Source organism: Flavipsychrobacter stenotrophus (assembly GCF_002954265.1).
Taxonomy (GTDB): domain Bacteria; phylum Bacteroidota; class Bacteroidia; order Chitinophagales; family Chitinophagaceae; genus Flavipsychrobacter; species Flavipsychrobacter stenotrophus.
Genome location: NZ_PPSL01000009.1, coordinates 77864 through 100583, shown reverse-complemented (window position 1 = coordinate 100583; position 22720 = coordinate 77864). Strand labels below are relative to the sequence as shown.

Sequence of the window (22720 nt, the reverse complement as noted above, 5' to 3'; positions counted from 1 at the left end):
TTTGTTAATTGAAGCGAGGACAGCTATACATTTTTTTGCCACCCTTATTCTTGTAGTACACCCCGCCATATATAAGCGATACCTCAAATGCGCCATAGGCCGCATTATAAGGAGAAAGGGTAGAGAGTGTAAAGTCATAATTGGCCATGAATTGCAGACCTCCTATCTGGTAACCTATCACACCAATTATCGCATCATTCCACCTGTCATAAAGTCCCAGTATTAGTTGCGATGCTTTCGGGTCGCGTGGACTTGTCATATTTATGCGGGTCAATGAGCCAAATACCAGTTCAGACGCGCCATTTTGTGCAGTAAAATAGGCTGATGGATTCAGTATCAGTTTGTCACTGGTCCTGAACAACATATCCAGGTTAAAGTTCGGCCGCATGCTTATCTGGTTACTGCCATTGTAAAACGACTCGATAGGTTGATTGATGTTAGCCACCCCAATGCCTACATTTATATACGCCTCTTCGTTAGGTATGTAAGCATAATTCAATCCCGCGCCTATAGTAGTAAAATTGGTTTTCAGAACACCAACTCTCTCTCCATTTGGCATGTGCGTATTAAAGCTCAGGCCATCCCATTGGTTGTCAAACGTAAGTGCATCATAGTTGACACTGCGCTGCACATACCCGCCTGAGAGGCCGAAGGACAGCATTGATTTTTCATTAAAGTTGAGGTGGTACGCAGCAGAAAACTGGAACTGTAAAAGTGCCAGGCTGCCAGATCCTGCTTTGTCGCTGAATATTGCTCCGCCAAGTCCCAGCCAGTTATTATGTACTGTTTCTCCGTTGCCACCTATTTTAAAATCTCCAAATGCATCAACGGTATTATAAGGCACCGGCAATGCCGCCCACTGGTTCCTGAAGTTCGCTCCCAGCCTATAGTCATACTCCGGCATCAGTGCTGTATTGGCAGGGTTCAGTAATAAAGGTGAATTATAGTACTGGGAAAAATGCATGCTTTGAGCAGTGGCCTTATTCATGCCACAGAGCGCTAACAAAACAGTTATATAAAGCAGTTTCTTTGTGATCATCGGAGTAAGGTTATATTGCCTTTAAGTGTTTTGCTGCTGCCATCTATGAATGATACCAGTAGTACAAATCCATAAGCTTCTATTGGTTGTGGCTGACCATTGTAAGTGCCATCCCAGCCCACAGACATGTTGGTGCTCTGGAATATCAGCTGTCCCCACCTGTTATATATTCTCAGGTCAATTGTCTTAATAGCTGCACCTCTTACATAGAGTACATCATTTTCTCCATCTCCATTAGGACTGAACCCGCTCGGCACGCCCACCAGTGGTACTACCTCTGCTGATACTTTTTTACAAACTTTAGCCGGGCAGTTGCTGGAATTATAGGCAGTGAGGCATGTATTGTAAGTGCCTGTGTTGTTATATTGGTGTATCGGATTTTCATCCGCAGTTGATGTGCCATCGCTGAAATCCCATACATACCTTGTCGCATTCACAGAAAGATTGGTAAACGTTGTAGGTACATTGGCCACCGGTAATATAGGTGAAAACGAGAAGTCTGCGATAGGTGCATCTATTACTTTAATGCTGTAATTGAATGTGTCAGCCCCATTACACGATGCCGGATTGGCCACAATAAAGGTGACCATATAAACGCCTACCGAAGTGTATGTGTATGACGGTATTGCCGATGTAGATGTTGATCCGTCACCAAATGTCCATGAGTAGGTCGTGCCGTTAGCAGATGTGGTTAGCGGAACCATTGGAGTACCAAGGCATATGGTGTCGGGTATAGTAAAGTTGGCTGAAACATTGAACCCGGTAATCGTAACCACGTGGGTTACTGTTCCCGGCGAATTACATGCCGCAGTATCTGTCATGGTAAGGGTTACAGTGTACGTGCCTGGTCCGGGGTAAGAATGTGATGGTGGAGTAGTGCCATTAAAGGTGCCGCCATCACCAAAGTCCCAATGGAATGTTGTCCAGGCCATAGCAGCAGAAGAGCTATAGGTAGAGCTGTTGGCAAAAGTAGCCGTGTACGGCCCACAGTTATTGGTCACCAGCGATGTGAATGCAGGGTCAATATTGTCTGTACCCACCACTATTACCAGGTATGCTGTGTCATTGGTTACAAAGCAAGCATTAGAATTACCTGCTGCTAATGTTACTGTGTAAGAACCACCCGCTGTAAAGGTATGCACCGGTGAAAACGATGTGTCAACCGCCGATCCGTCACCAAAATTCCATACGAATGAAAGCCCGTTATTAGATGTATTGACAAATGTTACCGTAAGAGGCGCACAGCCTGTTGTGCTCGGACTAGCCGTAACATGCGCAGCTACAGGGCCTATTTCAAATGCTATCTTTAATGCAGCTTCATTACAGTTATTCACAGATCCTGATATTTCACTCCATGATCCCGTTGTTGTGGGGAAACCACTAAAACAACCACCAGCGGAGTAGGATGCCGCGGTATTACCACCACAATTAGCACATATCGCCTGGTAGATGATGCCATTCTTATCAAACCTGCTGGTACCGCCATCCACATGCTCGCCAAATCCCGCAGCTGTGCAGCTACGGCCATAATAGGTAGCATATCTCAGCGTGGTCATGTTGGCACCCAATACTATGAAGTAGAAGTCCATACCATCTGTTGCAACTCCTGTAGTTGTGGGCATACCCGTGCACAAGCCCGAGGTTCCTCCTGCAAGTCCCAGATTTCCTCCCCAGCCGGATATATATACGTTAGAACAAGTATCCACCAGGAATGCTACCGGCGAGATATTGGTCACACTTGAGTTGCCATTACCATATACCGTCGATATCAGATCCGTAGTAAGGTTGCGGTCCATCTTCATAATGAACTGCGGTGAATTTGGATTGGTATACACTCCCGGTGTTACGGGGAATAAGCCACCCATTGATTGCCCCATTACATACACCTCATTGGTAGGATATATCTGAATGCCATAGACCTGGTCGTAGCCACTTGTACCAACATACGTACTCTTCTGTATGGAATAAGCTCCGCTGTTCAGAAATTTAGTTACAAACCCGTCTGCACCACCGCCCTGATAGGTAGTTTGCCAGCAGCCTGCTGTAGTAGGGTAATTGCTGCTGTTTGTTCCGCCTGCTACATATACATATTGTTGCAGCGAATCGAACGCGAGTACATATCCAGCATCAGATGCATTGCCACTCAGGTAAGTGCTCCATATCAGGTTAGTGCAGCCTCCATTCAGTTTAAACACAACACCATCCTGTAGTCCCGAAAGGGTAGAGGATACTGCTGTAGGTGTGGTTGGGAAGTTGGTAGAATTGGTACAGCCGGTCACATATATATTGCCGCCATTGTCTACCTGGACTTCGCTTCTCGACTCGTCGCCATAGTTATGTTTCAACTCTCCGTAGGCAAATTCAGTTGAGTCAAAGTTCACGCAATCATCACTTGTGCCACCTATGTAGGTAGACCCTATCAAGGCGGTTCCTGCACTATTCAAAGAAGTTACAATCATATCCCATCCACCCTGATTGGTGTTTTGAAATGCACCGGGAGTGATCGGGTAATTTTGAGAAAGTGTACGTCCGGCCATTACCAGGTTGCCACTGTTATCCACTATCATACTGTGTACATGCTCATTGCCTGCACCACCAATATAGGTGGCATATAGTCGGGAGCTACCTGTACTGTTGTACTTGATAATAGATATATCTGCCGCGTAAGCGGTAAATGTAGAATTGGAAAAACCACCACCCCATGTAGCCTGGAATGCACCGGTAGATACCGGGAAGGTACCTCCGTACTGCAATATGTTCACCAGGCCACCTGCATAAAAATTACCTGCGTTGTCATAGGTTGCCGTAAATCCCCAGTTGTCGGCAGTAGATCCTGTAAAGGTGCTGAATACCAATGTGGGGTCTATTACCAGCAATTGGCTATGGTCATAATCATTAGGGAAATCAAAACTTAAGTGATTGTTTCTCAGTATGTAATTGCAGGCTACCTGTGTTCTTTCGTTATTAATGTACTGATAGGCGTACGGCTTCATTTCCACTACTTCACCTACGCTGGTCTTTACTACAAGATCACCTTTTCTTATTTGTAATCCGTCCTGTCCGTCAAATTGTAGCTTTACATTGTTGGCGTCGGCATGTGGTTTTACCATAAACTCATAGACAACGTGGCCCTTTTCAGAGGTTACGTGCATGTCTATGTTGTCGTAAAGATTATCATAGTCAACCGCAAAATTGGGGTGTATCTCACTCTTCCATTTTGCTGGGTCATTGCCCAGGAAGTAGTTATAATAGGTCTTCTGTGGTTTCAATCCTTTAATATGAGCTGTATTCGCCCCTTCAAATGTTACCTTATAGCAATGGAATTTTAAGTTAGGATTGATTCTGGATTGGCCATGGTGAAAGGAATCGAGTAGCCCGTTATTACGGCTATCCGCCAATATGAAACGAAATCCATCCTTTTCCATTAACACATCGGCGCCGGGAGCTTCTGCCTTGTATGCAAACCAATTGCCCCACTGGCCCTTATTCTCAATAAATTCAACAGGAGATTGCGCACGACAGGTAAATGCAGCAAATAAAAGAATACAAATTCCTAATGTATAGTGTGACTTCATCTAGAGTAAGGTGCTGGTAATAAAAGTAAATTTAAGAATTTTCTTTATTATAGACAGGAAAAAATATAGAAAGGAAAGGAGATGTGATTACTTATATCGAAAAAAGTCACCTGAAGTATAAACATCTGGTGACTTTTTTAATTTATTGAACATTTTGTGCTGATCTCCCGGTCAGTTGACCATCTTATCTGCGCAACAGCTACTTGCAAAGGCGTCAGGTTTAGCTTTGAATGCATAGCCCATTCCTAATATATAGCCCATTGCTTCTCTTAGTGCCTCATTACTCTTGAATTGAGGATTGGTATTAATGTCGGCATGGACTTCCATGTCTACATCGTATCGGTTAAACAGGTCGCACAACTCAAAAGCAATTTCTATACTGTGTGCTACTTCCACCAGCATGCGCTCTTTAATAGAGTAGGGTTGCGATGTTTTCTCATTACTGATGAACATAAATCCACCTCTCTTTTCTCTGAGGAAAACGATAACGGTTGCAAATTCGGTTTCCCCAAATCTCACTTGTGAATCTGTTCCTATGCACACCTTTAGCTTGTAACCCGCTTCCCGCTCCCTGATGATGGCAGCCTCAACTTCCTCCACCACCGATTTCTTTAATAATTCGCCACTAAATTTTCTCCAGATCATGCGATTATATTTTAGTTTATCTAAGTTACATATAAACAAGTAACTATAATTTTATTGCAATATTAATTAAATGTGAAATGCACACGTTATGAACATGTGCATTAAATTTATATTTCGTGCGGGCATATTATGCTAGATTATTCCGAAAATTGTCTGGCTGGTTTATGTTTGTGTATTATTTAATGTATATTTTATGTAAAAATATTTAGTTGTGTTATCATTCGCCGTCAACCCAACTTTACACAACATATCGTAAGTCTGTAGTAACGATCGTTATGGTTCTATAAACGAACATATTTTTTGTAATTAATAATTATTATAATAATTTCACTTTTTTTTGCTGATACCCACATCTTAATTGAATCTCATGAAGAAGAAATTTATCTTATTACCCCTCTGTTTAGCAGTTATTTACGTTATTGGTAGCAGTTATAGCGGAGGTGCAGCTGCTATTGGTGGTGTAGATGGCTCCGGCGCAACAAGTGCCGGAGGTTGCAGTTGCCACACATCTGCGGCTAGTACCACAGTTACTATTGAGTTGGATACAGCTGGTGGAACTGCTGTTACGCATTATGTGGCCGGAGGTAACTATACCATTAAGATTACGGGTACAAATACATCGTCAACATCTTTACCCAAATTTGGTTTTCAGGTAGCAGCTGTAAAACTTGCTGGTGCAGGAACTGGTACTGCAACAAATGCCGGTACATTGGCGTCGACAGGCTTGCCAGCGTTCTGCCAGAATAGCGCCGTAGGATCTATCAATGTAGTGGAGCATACAACTGCTATTACCTCAACAACGGGTACAGGTGGCTCAGGAACAACTTATGTAATTTCTTCTATACCGTGGACTGCACCTACAGCAGGTACGGGTTCGGTGAAATTATATGGCGTCATTAATGCAGTGGATGGAACAGGCGGAACGGGTGGCGATAAATGGAGAAATACAAACGTAACTATTACTGAGTTAACAGCTCCGGTTGCGCCAATAACAGGTACACTTACCGTTTGTGTAGGAGCCAATACTACGCTTGCCGACGCAACAACAGGTGGCACATGGAGCAGTGGCACTCCATCGGTGGCCACAGTAACAACTGGTGGTGTAGTTCATGGTGTATCTCCGGGTACAACCGTCATATCTTACAATGCAGGTACCGCAGGCACAGCTACTGCTACAGTCACTGTATCTGGCCCGGCATCAGCAGGAACCATAACCGGAATATCCTCTGTATGTATCGGTTCTACAATAACATTGAGCAACGCTACCGCTACAGGTACCGGCTCGTGGAGCACAACAACACCTCTCATTGCAATAGTTAATGCTTCAACGGGTGCTGTAACCGGCATCGCTACCGGCACAGCTAATATAGTTTACACCGCCACTGCTACATGTGGTTCATCAACTACATCGGCATCAGTGCCAGTCATTACTACCCCTGTGGTAGCTGCAATTACCGGAGGGTCATCAGTATGTGTTGGTAGTTCATTCACTCTTTCAGATGTCACCGCATCGGGTGTGTGGTCAAGTGGTTCGCCGTTAATTGCTACTGTAACTACTTCTGGTATGGTTACCGGCCTCTCTGCGGGAAGTGCAATTATCTCTTACACTGTAAGTAATACATGTGGTGCTACCAACGCATTACAGACTGTTGCTGTCACAGCTCTTCCAAATGCAGGCTCAATTTCCGGATCTGGTTCTGTTTGTGCGGGTAATACTATTACATTAACATCTTCTGGTTTTGCAGGTGGAACATGGATTAGCAGTACCCCTGCTGTCGCCACTGTCAATTCCTCAACCGGGGCAGTTACAGGTGTAGGGTCAGGTACAACAACTATTACCTATAATGTTACTAATTCATGTGGGTTTGATACGGCAACTTATACCGTTACCGGTGGTGCCATTCCTAATACCGATTTCATTTCGGGTATAGTAACTTTTTGCACGGGCACTGCTGTTGTTCTGCATGATCCGGTATCTGGTGGTGTATGGACTATCGCCAATCCTGCTGTTGCTACAGTAACATCTGCGGCTAGCGATTCTGCTACTATCACAGGCGTATCCGCTGGTTCTACCACTGTAACATATACTGCAACTAATGCTTGTGGATCTCATTTCACTACAAGACCGCTTACTATTGAGGATCCTGTCTTACCTGGTATTATATCCGGCCCTTCTACAGCATGTCCGGGAGACGCCATTACCTACTTTTATACTGCTTCTTTGGGAAGTGGCACACTTGTAAGGTGGCACTCAATTAGTACCACGGTAGCTACAGTTGGTCTGAGCACGGGTTCAGGTACCGCACTTGCTTCTGGCAGCACTTTTATCAGCCTTGCCTATAATAATGCCTGTAGTTCAGATAGTCTCGTTGTTCCACTTACCGTTAATCCGGCACCCAATGCAGGCACTATTACCGGCGGCGGGCTTGTTTGCGTTGGGTCTATATTGACACTAACGGATGTGACTACAGGGGGCGTATGGAGCAGTGGTACACCGTCAATAGCCACCGTAAATAGTGCAGGTGTAGTTACAGGTGTTGCAGGTGGTACAGCTATCATTTCTTACGGTGTTACGAATAGTTGTGGTACTGCTTTTGCTATTCATACGGTTGTTGTGCAAACCGTCGTTTCAGCTGGTTCCATCTCTGGTCTTACCGCTATTTGCGCAGGTACAACTACTACACTCAGTACTTCAGGAACTGCGGGTGGTACATGGCTCACCAATCCCACTTCTGTTGCTACAATTAGCCCTACAGGTATTTTGACCGGCGTTAGCGCAGGCACGGCTAACGTAACTTATATAGTTACCAATAGTTGCTCTACTGATACAACTCACTACAGTGTGTTGATAAACCCCGCACCAAATGCAGGTACTATTTCCGGTGCTTCCGGTGTTTGTACACCCGCGTCAATTACTTTAACTGATGCAGTAACAGGTGGCACATGGTCAAGCGGCACTCCATCATTAGCTACCGTAAATAGCTCAGGTGTGGTTACTGGCTTAGGTACTACTACAGGTGTCGCTGTGATTTCTTATTCTGTTACTAATAGCTGCGGCACTGCAGTTGCAACCCATTCTGTTACTGTAACCGCTGCACCAAACGCAGGTACAATATCAGGGCCTACTGCTGTATGTGCGGCGTCTTCTGTTTCTCTCACGTCTACGGTTACAGGTGGTACATGGACTATCAGTCCTGCTTCAGTTGCCACTATCAATGGCTCAGGAGTAGTTACTGGTATTTCATCTGGTACTGCCAATATTACTTACACAGTTACCAATACTTGCGGATCAGCTACGGCTACATACGGAGTTTTGGTAAATCCACTACCGGTTGCTGGTTCTATCACAGGTGCGGGCAGCGTATGTGTGGGTTCAACTGTTACATTATCAGACCTTACTACCGGCGGCACTTGGTCAAGTGGTGCAACGTCTATAGCCACCGTCAATGCATCTGGGGTAGTATCAGGGGTTACGGCTGGAACTGCTATCCTATCTTACACTGTTACCAATGGTTGCGGCACAGCATCAGCTATACACACAGTTGTAGTCAACGGCCCACCTTCAGCAGGTACTATTTCCGGTTCTGCATTTGTTTGTGTAGGTACTTCATCTACACTATCCAGCACCGCTACTGGTGGTACATGGAGCAGCAGTAACTCAGCAATTGTTACTATTAGTCCGTCTGGTGTGGCTACCGGTGTTGGTACGGGTAGTGTTACTATTTCCTATTCTGTTGCAGGTACTTGCGGCACCGGGGTTTCCATTTATACCGTTTCTTCGGGCACATCAGCGTCAGCAGGAACTATCACAGGACCTACCAGTGTTTGTGTCGGTGCTGCCATATCTCTGGTTGATCTGGCAGGCGGCGGTGTTTGGAGTTCTTCGGCGCCATCGGTTGCTACTATTAATGCACTTGGGGTAGTATCGGGTGTAAGTGGTGGCACAACTACCATTTCTTATACGGTTACTACCGCCTGTGGTACTGCAGTGGCCACTTACGGTGTATTGGTTAATCCATTGCCTGTAGCTGGCTTTGTTTCAGGGCCGGTTAATGTGTGCGTAGGGTCATCTGTTTCACTTGCTGCTTCAGTATCTGGAGGTGTTTGGAGTAGCACCGCGCCTGGTACAGCAACTGTTGATGCATCAGGAAATTTTACGGGTGTAACACCGGGTACTTTCATCGTTGTATACACAGTATCAAATGGCTGTGGTTCTGTTACCGCATTACATACTATGATATCTAATGCCGTTCCGGGTCTGGCTGTAATTTCTGGTGCTACTACCGTTTGTCAGGGTGCTACCACGCCATTGACGTCATCACTCACAGGTGGTTTCTGGACGGTAAGTAATGGTGCGGCATCTGTTTCTACAACAGGTTTACTCACTGGCCTTAGCTATGGCGTAGACACTGTTTACTATGTTATAGCTAATATCTGCGATACTACAATTGCTTCACACATTGATACTGTATACCCGACCAACATAGCGGGTGGTATCGTGGGTAGTAACATTGCTTGTATCGGCGATACGTTCCAGTATGCTGTGTCTGTTCCGGGTGGCACATTTATGCTGTCTAATGGTAACGCGGTCATAGATCCGGTAACTGGTACATTGATTCCCGTATCTGCCGGTTTAGATACGCTAACATATTCACTCACCAATATCTGCGGTACTTCATCAGCCAGCATGACCATAAACGTACTCACAGCTGCCCAGTGCGCTACAGTAGGTGTGAACAACGTACATGGCCTGCAGGGTATCAGAATATTCCCTAATCCTACAGACGGCATATTCACACTTGAAATGCCTGAGATGAAGGCAAACGCTGTTGTAACTATTACAGATGTTTTCGGCAAGGTGATAGAAACAAGAATGATCGATGCTGGTAGCAGCAACACTTCATTCGACCTTTCTTCTCTGGCAGCAGGTAGTTACATGATAAAAATAACCTCCGGCGACCATACCTTCCGCGATAAGATCGTGATCTGGTAAGTCAAATAGAAATTCTTCTTAAGAGAAAGCCATTCCGCTCCAACGGGGTGGCTTTCTTGCTTTTACCCAAAATCTTTTGCCACAAAACCCAAGAAATCAATCTCCGCTTACGTCTTTATTAACAGGGCGCTGATACATACCTATTTGTATCATAGCGTTTTAGCTCGTTTTTGTTTGTCTATAAAGCTCAATTATGAAAAAAATCAACCTGTTGCTCACTATTTTTCTCTTCTTTACACTGGCTTCACACGCTCAATTTAAGCGGACAGCACACGAAAATCAACATAGCAGACTGATCACTACGTTGCTTTCGGTCAGCAGTAAGAAGACGGCTGAAAAATCAACATACACTAGCGAACGGCTTGTGTCAACAACCAACTATGGTTATGATCCTACATATGGCGCGTGGCATCGTTGGGATACAACGGCCTATAAATACACGGGCGGCAGAACCTCCGCATTCGACTTCAATTCAATGAGGTTTTTACCTTATACCTATCAATATGGATATGGGCCATCGGGTTTTGATTTGGGGTATATTCAGGTTGTTTCAAAGAATTTTAGCAATAAGCCCAGTCTGCAATATTCGTCTGCAAAAACATGGGATAATTATTCATCTATTAGCGATACGACCCATATAGAATACAATGCAAATAACGATGTAGTGTTTTTTTCAGATACCTCAGTTGCCTATATACCGGGAGAATGGGGTAAAGCATTTAATCAATATGACGCGGCGGGCAGGATCATATTATCTACATATGTAAAAAATGGCTCTTACCAAAATGATACGGTTATGAGGTATTATTTCTATAATGGTGCGGGAGATCTTGTGCGGGACAGTACACTGTCATTCAGTTTTGGATACTCTTTTGTTGTAACAAAAAATGAATATGCATACAACAGTGCCAACAATATTTCACAAATCAGGTGTTACACCCTTGGCTATCCTGTATGGTACGAAACCAGTAGGTACACAATTGCTTATTACAATAGCCAACAACTTAAAAAAGTGACTATGAATGATATGACATACGGAAGCTATTATTGGGTAGATTCTTTCGGATGGACAAGTGGGATAGACTATTATACATATTCTCAGACGTATATTGTCAATTACGATACTTTTGTTGCTGGCAGGTATATCGAAACCAAAAGTGTTTCTCCGGTTACACTATTACCAGACTCAGTTACATATACCGATTATTACTTTGGCGGATCTCATCCTGATACAACCATTTGGAAATATACATTTGAATTCGACAGTTACGGAATGCCTTTTAAGCGAGACGCCTATGAGTATAATCCGGCTTATATAACCACTGACTCACTTATTTCCACTACCTACTTTCACTACAAGCCCAATACCACAGATGTCTCTATAGTCCCGGCAGAAAATGCACATATAGCTATCCTCCCCAACCCAACATCCGGAATATTTACCCTGCAATGGCCACATGAAAATGAAGATGCAGAGGTGGCTATCTATGATATTACAGGCAAGCTCATCCTGACCAAAAGCATCAGTAACGCTTCACAAATCACCATTGACCTCACCGATCAACCCTCAGGCAACTACGTTATAAAGATCACCGGCGGTAATCAGATATTCAGAGATAGAGTAGTAATCTGGTAAACAATATCACCAAAAATACATAGTCCTGAATCTCTCACGAAATTCAGGACTATCTATTTTATGAGTAGACTAACTACTACAACAACTTAAAGCTCTCAATAAACTTGGTAGTGAAATTACCTGCGCGGAATGCCGGGTCACGCATCAACTGCATGTGGAAAGGTATGGTTGTCTTTACACCTTCTATTACATATTCACTTAGTGCACGCTCCATGGTATTGATGGCCTCTTCACGTGTCTGTGCAACTGCTATTACCTTGGCGATCATAGAATCGTAGTAAGGTGGAATAGTGTAACCGGCATAGATATGAGAGTCAATACGAACACCATGGCCACCCGGCGTGTGCAGGGTAGTGATCTTTCCAGGACACGGACGGAAGTCGTTATACGGATCTTCTGCATTGATACGGCACTCAATAGCATGTACTTTTGGCTCATAATTCTTACCGCTGATAGGCACACCTGCGGCAATCTTTATTTGCTCCTTTATCAGGTCGTAGCTAATAACTTCTTCTGTAACGCCATGCTCTACCTGAATACGGGTATTCATTTCCATGAAGTAGAAGTTGCGGTGCTTATCTACCAGAAACTCTATGGTACCTACGCTTTCGTAGTTGATTGCAGCAGCAGCCTTAATGGCCGCTTCGCCCATCTTCTGGCGCAGCTCTGGTGTCATGAAAGGCGATGGAGATTCTTCTACCAGCTTCTGATGACGACGCTGTATGGAGCAATCACGCTCACTAAGGTGACAAACAGTACCAAACTGATCGCCGGCTACCTGTATTTCTATATGGCGTGGTTCTTCTACAAACTTCTCCATATACAGACCATCGTTTTTAAACGATGCTGCCGCTTCGATCTTAGCTGTATTATAGGCATGCTCAATTTCACTGTCTGCCCATACTACACGCATACCCTTACCCCCACCACCGGCAGTTGCCTTAATGATAACAGGGTAGCCCATATCTTTGGCCAGTCCCTTCGCCTCTTCAACACTCTGCAAAAGACCTTCAGAACCCGGAATTACAGGTACATTAGCCCTTATCATGGTTTCTTTAGCTGTGATCTTATCGCCCATTGAGCGGATCATCTCCGGAGTCGGTCCGATGAATTTAATATTGTATTTAGCGCATATCTCTGCGAAATTGGCATTCTCAGCAAGAAAACCATAGCCAGGATGTATTGCATCCGCATTAGTGATCTCGGCTGCAGCCATTATATGTTGTACGTTCAGGTAAGAATCGCTGCTCTGTGCCTTGCCTATGCATACTGCTTCATCAGCAAAACGTACGTGAAGGCTTTCTTTATCGGCAGTAGAGTAAACAGCTACAGTACGGATACCCATCTCACGACAAGTACGTATTATACGTAAGGCGATCTCACCTCTATTGGCAATCAGTATTTTTTTAAACATAGGTTATAAATGGCTCAATGGCTTAATGGCTCAATGGCTCAATGCTCTGCTGCCGTTGGCAGTAATGGCAATTAATGAGCCCAAATGAATCAATAACCTTGATTTTTTATTTATTGACTAAATTTTTTCTTGCACTATTAATTATAGAACCTAATACTTTATTTACTTCGTCTAGTTTAGTTATTAAGTCATCGCAATTGGGATACGCAGGACTGTAATTACATAGCCATAACCAATATTGCGTTTCCTCGGCTTCTTTTGCGGCTACCCGCATCTTATGCAGAAAGTCAGCCTTACTTTCTGCATTCTGGGCTTCCATTGCATTAGCACCTATTGAGGTGCCGGATCTTAATAACTGTCTTGACAGAACGTACTTTTTATTGACCTCCAATTGCTCGCAGTATTCAATAACCATTAAAGAAAAATCGAATGAAAGTTTAAGAATAGGATTCTTATCAAACAATTCTTTTTTCATAGTATTGAAGCATTACTAATTAAGCAACCAGACCATTTATTTAAGCAACTGTAAATTCAGCCATTGAGCAATTCAGCCATTAAAAAATTACATTGGTTCTACAAGGAACAACGGCTGATCGTATTCAACTGGTGAAGAATCATCTGCAAGTACCTTTACAACACGGCCACTTACTTCGCTTTCTATTTCGTTGAACAGTTTCATTGCTTCAATGATGCAAACTACCTGACCTACTTTTACTTCATCACCCACATTTACAAATACCGGCTTATCGGGCGATGGGCTTCTGTAGAACGTGCCGATCATTGGAGACTTAACAACTACACCATTGCTAGGTGCTTCTGCCGCAGGCTTTTCAGCCGGTGCCGCATTGGCTGCCGGAGCTGACTGCTGTTGTGGAGCCATCTGCATTTGCTGCATTGGCATAGCCTGCTGCATCATTGGTGCCTGTGCGTAAGTAACCTGTCCAGCAGAGAATTCCTGCTTAATAGTGATCTTGAAATCACCATCTTCGATGCTCAGTTCGCTGATGCTCGATTTATTGATGGTTTTTATCAGCTCCTGGATTTGCTTATATTCCATGAATATTGAATTTTTAGGAAAATTATTTTTAATCGTTTATTGAATTACTCAAAAATAAAAGGCAATAATACTAATAAATCGCTACCTGACTAAATAATTTCCAGTTCAACTTATTAACCTTATTGCCTTCTTTATGATTAATGCTAAATACCAAATCTATTGGCAGGTATAAAGCATATAATACTGAATTAACTAATCGCTATTCGCATTTGTAGTTAAATACCTGTTTTCACATTTTCAAACTTTCACATTTCCACATTAGTTATTTATTCTTTCACACGCTCTACATAGCTTGCAGTCTTGGCATCAACCTTTATCAGGTCACCTTCGTTTACAAACAATGGCACCTGTATAGTTGCGCCTGTTTCCAGTGTTGCGGCCTTCATAGCGCGGGTAGCGGTATCGCCCTTCAGACCCGGCTCAGAGTAAGTAACACGCAAGTTAACGCTCGATGGTAATTCTACGCTCATTGGCGTTTCTGACTCAGAATTGAAGATCACGAAGCACTCCTGGCCATCCTTATATAACTGCGGATTTTCTACCATGTTCTCAGCAATAATTATTTGCTCAAAAGATGTATTATCCATCAGGTTAAAACCACTCTCGTCCTTATACAGGTATTGGTAATTGCGCTTTTCAACACGAACCGGGAAGATGTTATCTCCTGAGTTCCATGTATGCTCTATAGTACGGGTGTTATCCACACCCTTGAGCTTAGCCCACACCTTTGCTGCTGCACGGGCTGTTTTGTTCTGACCGAAATCTACTACTGAATAAAGGTTGTTTTCAAGTTTGATGATCAAACCTGTACGCATGTCTGCTGTTGTAGCCATGAAATATGTTATTTTTTATACGGATTGCAAATGTAATCATAAAAGGATAAACAAAAAACAGGTAGTTGTTAACATAGGTTTCCGCATTATGGTCGCGTCCTGGCATTTGGCTGAATTCCCGATCTCTGGTTGGGGCAAGTAGGGTGGTGTGTGCAACAGAATCTGCTCAATGCCAGAGTAAAATGAAATTCGGCAGGAGTAATTATATGTTAGCACCAATATAAAAGATTCAGCCAATTGATACTTCGTAGCGACACTGAGCACAATGCATTAGTAGAATAGTGAAACAGCAGAGGAATGCCAATAAACGATCAATAGACTATGTAATATTGCCGGGTGATGAGGAAAGAGAAAAGCAGTTGGTAAGTTTTAAGAACTTTGCCACCAGAGAGCAAAAGATGATATCGCTTCAGGAATGTGTGGATTTATTGAAATGATAAAACTATTTATATTGGTTAGAAAAGCAAGATATTCTCTTGCTTTTTTTATTTTATGACGGCGGTTGTTTGCTGTATACGCATCAACACTTTTTAGCTATCTTTCAGCTTGCTCTTAATCATTGCCATGAAGAAAATAGTACTCATCATTTTTTTACTCTCCCCCAGGTTCTCATTTGCTCAGCCGGCATCGGTTGCCGCAAAGGTTAAGGAGTTGTCAGATAAACTGACCATAGCTAGTCATGATACAGATAAAGTAAAGATATTGATACTGCTTGCTTATGCTTCACATACATCAAATGCCGAAGCAGGTGTAAAATACGGGTTGGATGCTCTAGAGCTGGCGACAGATGCTAGTTATCCAATGGGTATTGCTCGTTCCAACATGGCGTTGGGAACTAACTATGATGCGAAATCAGATTATCCCGCGGCGCTACTGTCTTTTTATACTGCACTTAAGGTTTATGAGCAGATGGGTTTTAAAAAAGGCATTTGTCTGGCGAATATGGGGATAGGGAATATCTTTAATGAGCAAATGGATTATGACCGGTCGCTTGAGCATAATTTCAAGGCATTAAAAATAAGTGAAGAGTTGCATGATAAACCAAATACCTCTTCGATATGCGGTAATATTGCTAATAATTACCTTTTCAAGGGAGATAATGACAAGGCACTTCAGTATTATTTTAAGGGATTGCCTTATGTACTTGAGTTGGGAGATAAGACAACTATTGGTGTGTATTATTTAAATATAGGTAACCTTTATTCCAAAAAAACTGACTACAGCAAAGCATTGGCTTATTATGCGAGATCAAGATCTTACCTTGATACGATAGATGGTAAGTCTGTATATTCCCGAAACCTGGCCAATACGGCTGATTGCTATATAGCCATTGCTAACGATTCTGTTCATGCTACGGCTCCCGATAGTCTTATTCCTGGCCAAAGAACAGCAATATTGAATATGGCCATACATTACGCTAGGCAAGCTATAGCATTCGCTACGCAAGTTAATGATGTTGAAGGTGTAAGAGATGGACTTGCCAACTTAGCAAATGCGCAGGAATATATTGGTGATTATAAAGCGGCATTAGAAAACCATAAAAGAGCTGCAATGCTAAAAGACTCCATTTTCTCACAGGAAAATAGCCTTCAGATAGCTAAGCTTGCCAACAAACGCGACCTGGAAATGAAAGATAAAGATATTAAGATCGAACATCTTAAGTCTACGATCTTTATTTCGGGGATGGCTATATTAGTGGTTGTAGTTGTAGTGGTGGTTTTGAAATTTCGGTCGCAGGTAAAGTCTAATAAGGAACTGGCGTATGAAAAAGAGAAGCATCTCGAGCACATTCACGAACAGGGAGAAACCCTGAGAGACATCGCTTATATACAATCTCACTATGTTAGAGGGCCGGTTACTACAATATTGGGTTTATCACAGCTTTTTAATATGGACAACCCTGAAGACCCGCATAATAAAGAGTTGATGAGCGGAATAGCTTCAGTTGCTATAAAGTTGGATGAAACTGTTACAAACGTTATCAGTAAAGAGAACAGCATTAAGAAGCGGCGTAAATGAGTTTTCATTATTGGTGTATTTAATATAAATTATTTAATTTTATTATACAATTTAGATATCTACAATGCAATAAAATATTGCTATTTAATTGGTTTTAAATAATTAATAATTGACATTTGCATCAAATGTTATCCAATGTATAAATGCGTATCACTATCAGCATTATTTGTTTTTCTTTCAATAGTTGCTTATGGTGAAAAGAAACACAGTGACCTTACGGTTGATTCATTAAAATCATTAGTTGTTGTCCACTCCACAGATACCAATGGAGTTAAGCTACTGAAGAAAATTTCTGAAGTATACAATCAAACATGTACTGATTCAGCGTTGGCATACGGTTCTCGTTCATTGGCACTTGCAAAGCATATACACTGGGATAAGGGAGTAGCCAATGCATACATGGGCATTGGAGTAACTTATGAATTGCGCTCCGATTATCCCAGATCACTCGAGAATTACATGCAAGCTCTTAAGATTAATGAGCTAATAGGCAACAAAAGAGGGGTAGCAGCCGGAAATTGGGGCATAGGTAATATCTACAGATCACAAAGGCAGTATGACAAAGCAATTATGTATTCCAGAAGTGCTTTGGTTTACTATGAAGGCGTACAGGATAAAGCATCTATTTCTTCATTACTGTTAAACCTTGGAAACACCTATAATTTGCTGGAAGAACTGGATAGCGCTATCAATATCTATTCCAGAGTACTGACAATAAAGGAAGAGCTTGAAGATATAGAGGGAGAATCAAGGGTTCTGATGAATATTGGCAGTGTGTATCTTAAGCAAAACAATTACAATCAATGTATCGCTTACTATTTCAAGTCTCTGAGGATGATCGAATCTACCAGAGAGCAATATGATTACGGCAGTATACTCGGTAATATTGGGCAGTGCTATCTTGTAATAGCAAAAGATAGCAATGTTATAAAGCCAGACAGCCTGATAAGCACAGACAAGAAGACAAACCTGATAACTGCTGTTAAATTTCTTGATAGCGCATTAGCGATCAGCAGAAGCCTTGGCGAAGTAAATGATGCCCGTATCACTTCTCTTGATCTATCGGAGGCACTGGAACTTCTTGGAAATTACAAAGGGGCGCTATCAATGTACAAGCAGCATGTAGCTTACAAGGATTCTATATTCTCCGAAGAAAATATAGATAAAATTGCAGCAATAGAGAAGCAACGCGCGAGAGAGATAAAGGACAAGGATATTCAGATAGCTAAATTGAGAACAGAGGTGTACGCAATTTGTATTGCCATTTTAGTGGTTGTTATGATATACATTGGCTACCGGCTGGCAAGGCAAATCAAATCAAATAAACAACTAGCAAACGATAGGGCAGGGCACCTAAAGAGGATAGCTTCTCAGAGTAAGATATTGGAGCACATTGCTCATATACAATCTCATGATCTTAGAGGCAATGTGGCTACTATACTTGGTTTATCAAAGTTGTTCAATTTCGATGACGCATCAGATCCTTTTAATAAAGAGATCATACACAATATAGATATGGTGGCCACAAAAATGGATGGTGTGATCACTGATGTTATCAATGAGGAGAACAAACTGATGAAGGAAAACCTATAATGTATTTATGTAGTCTTGATAAAGCAAGACTACATTGGAAAAGTAATGGACACTGTTGTTCCTTCATGCACTTTGCTCTCAATGTCAAATACTCCATTGATCATCTTTAACAGGTCTTTTATGATCAGGAAGCCCAGCCCATGACCGCTTCTTTTATTTACGTTGGTAGCCGAAACAACAACAAGATCGGACTTGATATTATTTACTTGTGTGCGGCTCATGCCCATACCCGTGTCTTTTACATTAACCTGCACCTCGTCAAATGAAGTTGTACAGCTTACTGTAATACTTCCTTGTTTGGTGAAGTTGATGGCATTAACAACAAGGTTATAGATAATTACTCTGAGTGGGTCTACAAACTGCATCAACAAAATGTCCTTAGGTATGTTGTTAATGAGTTCAATATGGTTTTTATGGGCCAGAGATTTAAGTACTACAAATACTTGCTCCACCAGGTCATGCAGATTAATTTCTTCTTTAACGATGCGCCGCTCTTCATTCTGGTATTTGATCCAGTTAAGAATATTTGTTGACAAAAGTTCCAACTCTCTCGATGTATTGACTACTTCTTCCAATGTCTCTGTTTGAAGGTTTTCGGTGAGTGACGCCTTCCGTTCAAAAAGATATTTGCTGGTGAGATGAAGAAACTTAAGTGGCGTAATGATATCGTGGCTGATAATGGATATAAGCCTCGTCTTTATCCTGTCATTTTTTTCAAGCTGCTCATTTTGTTTTAGTATTTCAGTTGTCTTTTTATCGAGCAGATTTCTCAGTCGTATCTGTCTTCTTAGAGAACTTCTGTTAGCCAGTATAGAAACAACGGCAACAATAAACAAGAATACAAAAATGATGCTTGCCTGCCCCCACCAGCGCATGTACCATGGTGGTTGAATTTCAAAGCAGATTTTTTTAATGATAAAATTGTTTTCACCAAAACCTGTGAGCTTCCTGATATACAAAATGTATTGGCCATAGGGTAGGTTGCTCAGGCGAATAACAGGATGGTCTGTATTGATTTTCTGCCACTTACTTTCAGCAGGATCTAATGTGTATTGCAGGTATAGATTCTCTTTGTCGCACCAGGCTGAAAAACCAAGGTTGAACGAGATGTCGTTGGTATGAGCGTCGAAGTAGATACAATCTAAAAAATTTGTATCAAGCCTTCCTCCGTTCACTATTATCTGATCAATAAATATATTACTATCTGGCAAGCGGGTAGGCATAGTGGGGGTTACCCATAATGCGCCATCCATTGTTGGGAAAGAAATGGTTTTATTAGCCAGCCATATAGCACATGGTGTACAACCGCCGTTCATTTCGGTAATGTCCATTCCTTCATTGCGACCATAAAACTGGTAGTACACGTATAGTGTGCCTTTCTCATAGGCATCTATCATATCCTGTAGCCTTGCTTTAAAGAGTCCTCTATTAGTGCTCATCCAGCAATAGCCGCCACTGTCCAGCATAAAGCAGTGTGCATAGTCGAGGTAATTATTATTGTCGAGTGGCAGCTTTTTTATGTTGTCATTTTTCATCACGTAGATACCTTCTCCGTAAGTACCTACAAACAAATAGTCCTTGTATTTCCATAGTGCCCTTACCGGATATTGTGTGATGAGCAGTGTGTCTAGCTTTTTACTTGTCAGATCAAATTTGAATAAACCAGTTGCCATTCCCAGTGCTACAACTCCCGGCTTATACTCCGATAGATTAAATGGGTAACCAAGATTTTTATATTCAATTAATGAAGAAAGGCTGTCGTTTTTTATGAGATATATACCTTTGTGATTGGCTACATATAATTGTCCCTTAGTTTCAAGAAATGCAACATACCCCGCGCCAGATAAGTAGGTTATTTTTTTAGAGGCATTATGCCTGTAGTCATATTTGTATAGCGTGTCATTGGTAGTGTACCAAAGAATACTATCGGTTGTGATGATTGTGTTGTTATTGTACGCTCTCTTTATGGGTACTATGCCGGGGCTGCTGGTATATGGTCCTATTACATCTCCGGTATTAGTAAGTATGTTCCCGTTCGATAGTAATATCTGTGAATATATAGCATTAGGCTCATCAAATTCTGTACGGATCTTCTTTATATTTTGTAAGTAATTTTCTCTTATTATAATGATTCCTTTAGAAGTAGTTCCGAGAAACAAAATATGCTCTTCTTCCCAGTATTGCACAAATTTTATTGAGAAGTTCTGCGGTATTGCAGTGCAGATAATTTCCGCAACTATCTTTCCGTTATTGTAGCTAAGCGCCCATGCATTTGTCCCTGCCAGCGCAATGGGGCCGGGCATGCCGGGTACCCAGTACAGGTGTTTTTTACCTGATGGTAAACTCTTTTCAGTACCTACCTTGTCTGTGAGTAATACGCTCTTTAGTTTATGCTCTGTAGTGTCGTAAATGAAAAAATTGTCGTTGTTGTCATAGAAGAAAACGTTATTGCCAATTTCAAATGAATAGACATGTTTGAATAACGGTGCTACATATTTTTTTTGGTTGGTTAACGCTCTGAATTCCCAAAGTGTATCTTCTTTTTCTATGAGACAGAGAGTCGAGTCTATCGGTAGGAATTTGTCGTAATTGTTTACGCCAGATGGCGAATGTAATACGGGCCCTTTGTGCAGATATACATTAATGAGCTCATTGCCATAATGGTCGTAAAAATAGTCGTTTTTGTATACCTCCAGCTTATTGCCTGCTACATACAGTATCCTCTTTCCCGTTAGTGCAAATATGTTTCCATCGGGTCTTTTGCACAATGGAAAGACTTTATCACTGATTATTTTTGGCTGATTTTCATTATTGAAAATTGAAAAATGCTGACCGTTGTAGCGTACTAATCCTGCTTCTGTGGCAATCCACAAAAAGCCTAATTTTTTGTCAATTTCCAATCCTTTTATACCATCAGAAGGCAGGCCATTTTCAGTAGTGATATATTCAAAATTATAGCTGTGCTGTGCACTGCATATACTGCTGATGGCAACTAAAATGTAAGTAAGCGATAGTATTTTTATACGCATATTATTTTGCTTTCTTACATGGTGGTTTTAATACTAATAACTTACATTGTAAAGTACGGCAAGTTCGGTAAGTGTCTTGGTATTTTCAGTATTTGTTTTATCAAATATCCTCTTTTTAATAGTGGATATAGTATTCATTCTTAAGTTAAGTACGTTTGAGATGTACTTAGTGCCCTGTCCTTTCAGTAAGTAATGCAGCACTTCAAGTTCTCTTGCAGAAAGATCTGAAAAGGGGTTATGATATTTACTATCGCTAGCTTTTTCAACTACCGCTTCATCCGATAAAAAAGCTTTTAATTGAGCTATTGTTTTCTCTTCGGGTGATGTTTTTGAAAGATAGTACCTGATGCCATATTTTTTTAATGCTTCGCTATAAACACTAGCCGGCTGCATAGAAAACATCATGATGTTAAGATCAGGGTAAAGATTATTGATATTGGGTAGTATCTCCAGCGTGGTGCCATCGGGCAGGATAATATCCAATAACAGATGTGTGTACTTCTTTCTCTTCAATTCGCTCATCAGCTCCGCGCAACTTGCTACTTCTTCAACATCGTTATAGCCAAGGTTAAGTTGAAGCAAAAGCTTTACTCCTTTGCGGATCATGCTATGATCATCAACGATTAATATTTTAGGAGTCATACTAAAATGAATAAAGTTGTTATAGAATAATGAAAGCTAAAGGTAGAATAATTAAGATCGTCAATCAGCATCATGTAGAATTAGTTCTAGTCAAAGTCCTTGCTGCTGGCTATTTACGTCTATTTATGACCTTTCAGTTAATACTGCTATTTTATGGTAGAACTTATTCTATCGAAGCGGATATAGTATAAAGTTATGTTTGTAAAGGGAATATTAAATTATAAATAATTCTCGAAAAATTATAT

General features: G+C 41.7%; 14 protein-coding genes. 5 read left to right on the top strand and 9 right to left on the bottom strand.

Annotated features, from left to right (window positions below; translation table 11 throughout):
- Positions 1-4 precede the first annotated feature (4 nt).
- From CJD36_RS21615 to CJD36_RS21605, 3 genes are all read right to left on the bottom strand, one after another.
- A complete protein-coding gene (locus CJD36_RS21615; RefSeq protein ID WP_105041295.1) occupies positions 5-1039 on the bottom strand; it encodes a PorP/SprF family type IX secretion system membrane protein in 1035 nt (344 codons plus the stop codon).
- The gene (locus tag CJD36_RS21610; RefSeq protein WP_105041294.1) at positions 1036-4614 is read right to left on the bottom strand and encodes a DUF7948 domain-containing protein; all 3579 of its coding nucleotides are present in this window, start codon (positions 4612-4614) and stop codon (positions 1036-1038) included. The genes CJD36_RS21615 and CJD36_RS21610 overlap by 4 nt, the downstream gene beginning before the upstream one ends.
- Before the next feature lie 171 nt (positions 4615-4785).
- Positions 4786-5259 (bottom strand): ribonuclease H-like YkuK family protein, encoded by a 474-nt coding sequence (locus CJD36_RS21605; protein ID WP_105041293.1) that lies wholly within the window; start codon positions 5257-5259, stop codon positions 4786-4788.
- A gap of 367 nt (positions 5260-5626) precedes the next feature.
- On the opposite strand from CJD36_RS21605, the gene CJD36_RS21600 reads away from it, so the two are divergent.
- The gene (locus tag CJD36_RS21600) at positions 5627-10252 is read left to right on the top strand and encodes a T9SS type A sorting domain-containing protein (protein ID WP_105041292.1); all 4626 of its coding nucleotides are present in this window, start codon (positions 5627-5629) and stop codon (positions 10250-10252) included.
- Between the two features lie 193 nt (positions 10253-10445).
- Positions 10446-11888, top strand: coding sequence for a T9SS type A sorting domain-containing protein (locus CJD36_RS21595; RefSeq protein WP_105041291.1), 1443 nt, complete (start codon positions 10446-10448; stop codon positions 11886-11888).
- A 76-nt stretch (positions 11889-11964) separates the two neighbouring features.
- Here the strand turns inward: CJD36_RS21595 and accC are convergent, their stop codons facing one another.
- From accC to efp, 4 genes are all read right to left on the bottom strand, one after another.
- Positions 11965-13302, bottom strand: a complete 1338-nt coding sequence (gene accC / locus CJD36_RS21590) for an acetyl-CoA carboxylase biotin carboxylase subunit (RefSeq protein ID WP_105041290.1) — start codon at positions 13300-13302, stop codon at positions 11965-11967.
- Between the two features lie 106 nt (positions 13303-13408).
- The gene (locus tag CJD36_RS21585) at positions 13409-13777 is read right to left on the bottom strand and encodes a four helix bundle protein (RefSeq protein ID WP_105041289.1); all 369 of its coding nucleotides are present in this window, start codon (positions 13775-13777) and stop codon (positions 13409-13411) included.
- Between the two features lie 87 nt (positions 13778-13864).
- Entirely contained in the window at positions 13865-14359 is a 495-nt protein-coding gene (accB, locus tag CJD36_RS21580) for an acetyl-CoA carboxylase biotin carboxyl carrier protein (protein WP_105041288.1), read from the bottom strand.
- A gap of 266 nt (positions 14360-14625) precedes the next feature.
- Positions 14626-15192 carry an elongation factor P gene (gene efp, locus CJD36_RS21575; RefSeq protein ID WP_105041287.1) on the bottom strand — a complete coding sequence of 189 codons (567 nt, stop codon included), beginning with the start codon at positions 15190-15192 and terminating at the stop codon, positions 14626-14628.
- A 281-nt stretch (positions 15193-15473) separates the two neighbouring features.
- Between efp and CJD36_RS21570 the strand changes: the two genes are divergently transcribed.
- From CJD36_RS21570 to CJD36_RS21560, 3 genes are all read left to right on the top strand, one after another.
- The gene (locus tag CJD36_RS21570; RefSeq protein WP_161499415.1) at positions 15474-15629 is read left to right on the top strand and encodes a His/Gly/Thr/Pro-type tRNA ligase C-terminal domain-containing protein; all 156 of its coding nucleotides are present in this window, start codon (positions 15474-15476) and stop codon (positions 15627-15629) included.
- Positions 15630-15756: 127 nt separating this feature from the next.
- Positions 15757-17211 carry a tetratricopeptide repeat protein gene (locus CJD36_RS21565; protein ID WP_105041285.1) on the top strand — a complete coding sequence of 485 codons (1455 nt, stop codon included), beginning with the start codon at positions 15757-15759 and terminating at the stop codon, positions 17209-17211.
- A 135-nt stretch (positions 17212-17346) separates the two neighbouring features.
- On the top strand, positions 17347-18804 hold the full coding sequence (locus CJD36_RS21560; RefSeq protein ID WP_105041284.1) for a tetratricopeptide repeat protein: 1458 nt from the start codon (positions 17347-17349) through the stop codon (positions 18802-18804).
- Between the two features lie 29 nt (positions 18805-18833).
- Here the strand turns inward: CJD36_RS21560 and CJD36_RS21555 are convergent, their stop codons facing one another.
- Together CJD36_RS21555 and CJD36_RS21550 are read right to left on the bottom strand one after the other, a co-directional pair.
- Complete coding sequence (locus tag CJD36_RS21555) at positions 18834-21833, bottom strand: sensor histidine kinase (RefSeq protein ID WP_105041283.1); 3000 nt, start codon at positions 21831-21833, stop codon at positions 18834-18836.
- Positions 21834-21866: 33 nt separating this feature from the next.
- Complete coding sequence (locus tag CJD36_RS21550) at positions 21867-22475, bottom strand: response regulator transcription factor (RefSeq protein WP_105041282.1); 609 nt, start codon at positions 22473-22475, stop codon at positions 21867-21869.
- Positions 22476-22720: the final 245 nt, after the last annotated feature.

Coding starts and splice junctions, on each gene's coding strand:
- CJD36_RS21595 (WP_105041291.1), top strand. CDS start 10,446: ATGAAAAAAATCAACCTGTTGCTCACTATTTTTCTCTTCTTTACACTG.
- CJD36_RS21605 (WP_105041293.1), bottom strand. CDS start 5,259: ATGATCTGGAGAAAATTTAGTGGCGAATTATTAAAGAAATCGGTGGTG.
- CJD36_RS21550 (WP_105041282.1), bottom strand. CDS start 22,475: ATGACTCCTAAAATATTAATCGTTGATGATCATAGCATGATCCGCAAA.
- CJD36_RS21615 (WP_105041295.1), bottom strand. CDS start 1,039: ATGATCACAAAGAAACTGCTTTATATAACTGTTTTGTTAGCGCTCTGT.
- accB (WP_105041288.1), bottom strand. CDS start 14,359: ATGGAATATAAGCAAATCCAGGAGCTGATAAAAACCATCAATAAATCG.
- efp (WP_105041287.1), bottom strand. CDS start 15,192: ATGGCTACAACAGCAGACATGCGTACAGGTTTGATCATCAAACTTGAA.
- CJD36_RS21585 (WP_105041289.1), bottom strand. CDS start 13,777: ATGAAAAAAGAATTGTTTGATAAGAATCCTATTCTTAAACTTTCATTC.
- CJD36_RS21600 (WP_105041292.1), top strand. CDS start 5,627: ATGAAGAAGAAATTTATCTTATTACCCCTCTGTTTAGCAGTTATTTAC.
- accC (WP_105041290.1), bottom strand. CDS start 13,302: ATGTTTAAAAAAATACTGATTGCCAATAGAGGTGAGATCGCCTTACGT.
- CJD36_RS21610 (WP_105041294.1), bottom strand. CDS start 4,614: ATGAAGTCACACTATACATTAGGAATTTGTATTCTTTTATTTGCTGCA.
- CJD36_RS21560 (WP_105041284.1), top strand. CDS start 17,347: ATGTATAAATGCGTATCACTATCAGCATTATTTGTTTTTCTTTCAATA.
- CJD36_RS21565 (WP_105041285.1), top strand. CDS start 15,757: ATGAAGAAAATAGTACTCATCATTTTTTTACTCTCCCCCAGGTTCTCA.
- CJD36_RS21555 (WP_105041283.1), bottom strand. CDS start 21,833: ATGCGTATAAAAATACTATCGCTTACTTACATTTTAGTTGCCATCAGC.